The organism is Desulfovibrio sp. 1214_IL3152, from assembly GCF_036763055.1.
Lineage (GTDB): Bacteria > Desulfobacterota > Desulfovibrionia > Desulfovibrionales > Desulfovibrionaceae > Desulfovibrio.
Window position 1 is genome coordinate 1 of record NZ_JBAIYW010000173.1, and the last position, 1,632, is coordinate 1,632.

At 61.4% G+C, this 1,632-nt stretch carries 2 protein-coding genes; one reads left to right on the top strand and one right to left on the bottom strand.

Annotated features, from left to right (window positions below):
* Positions 1-407 (top strand): DNA/RNA nuclease SfsA (locus V6C07_RS03625; protein WP_333535010.1); only part of this gene is annotated, 407 nt, incomplete at its 5' end.
* Positions 408-686: 279 nt separating this feature from the next.
* Here the strand turns inward: V6C07_RS03625 and proB are convergent.
* Positions 687-1,632, bottom strand: a 946-nt coding sequence (proB, locus tag V6C07_RS03630; protein ID WP_333535011.1) for a glutamate 5-kinase, incomplete at its 5' end; no start/stop codon positions are given.

Sequence of the window (1,632 nt, forward strand, 5' to 3'; positions counted from 1 at the left end):
GCTACACCAGCCTTGTCCGCGAGGCCAAACGCGGTCAGAGCCGCCTGGACGGCCTGCTCACGGGACCAGGCCAGCCGCCCCTGTGGGTAGAGTGCAAAAACGTCACCATGATGGAAGACGACGCCGCCTGTTTTCCCGATGCGGCCAGCGAACGCGGGCAAAAACATCTGCGCGAGCTTATGGATATTGTGGCTCAAGGCGAGCGCGCCGCCATGCTTTACCTTGTGCAGCGCCCGGACGGCCGCTGTTTTGCCCCGGCAGACTTTATCGACCCTGAATACGCACGACTTTTCTATGACGCGCTGTCGTGCGGCGTAGAAATTTATCCGTACCGCGCCCTTGTGGATATAACGGGCATAGATCTCGGCCCGCTCATTCCCCTGCGTCCCGCTCCGCAGCGCAACTGACTACACGCCATAAAAAGGCCCCTTGCGGGGCCTTTATACATAGTAAAATGTCGCTGTTGCCCGGCGGACAAGCATTTTCAAGAAGCAGAACCTTTCCACAGCCCTTGTGGAACCTCCAGTCCCGGTCTCGCACGGCCCCGGTCCCACACTGTCCTTGCCCGCATATGCGTGATCTGCGGCACCGCGGCACACTGTGCCACTGTCTGCGGCCTTCCGGCGCACAAGCCAGTTCCTTGTCACTCAGGCCACAGCGCGAACCCGGCCCGCGCCGACAGGGCATCAGACGGCCGCATCCAGCAGCAGGTTATCCCTGTGTATGACTTCCGGGTAATGGGCATCGCCAAGAATGGCCGCCACCTCGTGGCGCTTCAGCCCCATAATTTTCTTGAGTTCCGGCGCGCTGTAGTTGGAAAGTCCCACGCCGAGGCTTTTTCCCTTGTGCAGTACGCGCACAAGGCCCCCGCGTTGAAAAATTCCTTCCACCGCGCACACGCCGCCGGGCAGCAGACTGCTGCCCTTGTGCAGCAAGGCTTTGGCAGCGCCGTCGTCCACATGCACGCTGCCCGCAGGATCAGACTGATAGGCCAGCCAGAATTTGCGCCGCGTAATGGCTTGCCGGCCGGATCTCACCCAGGTTCCACGCGTAAACGGCTCATGCCCCTCAGGCGCGGGGCATACCCCGGCAGCGGCAAAAGCCCGGCTGATAACCCAGGGCTCACGGCCGGGCAAAATCAGCGTGGGTACGCCCAGTTGTGCGGCACGACGCGCCGCCAGCAGCTTGGAATACATGCCGCCTGTACCCACCAGCGTTTTGCCCCCGCAAAGCCGCCCCAGATCCAGCGTTGCCACATCATCAATATGGTCCATAACGGGCGCGTCGGGATATTTTTGCGGATCAGCCGCCAGCACGCCCGACGAAGACGTCAGGTTGATGAAAAGATCGGCTTCCGCCAGATTGATAAGCAGGCTCGCCAGGCAGTCATTGTCGCCAAACTTCAGTTCGCTGATGGATACCGTGTCGTTTTCATTAACGATGGGCAGCACATCCCAATGCAGCAGCTCGGCAAAGGTGTTGCGGGCATTAAGAAAGCGCTGGCGCGCGCGAAGGTCGTCACGGGTCAGCAGCACCTGGGCCGTGGACATGCCGTGGGCCAGAAAAACCTTGTCCCATGCCTGCATGAGCTGTCCCTGCCCCACAGCAGCCGCAGCCTGACGCGCAGCCAGG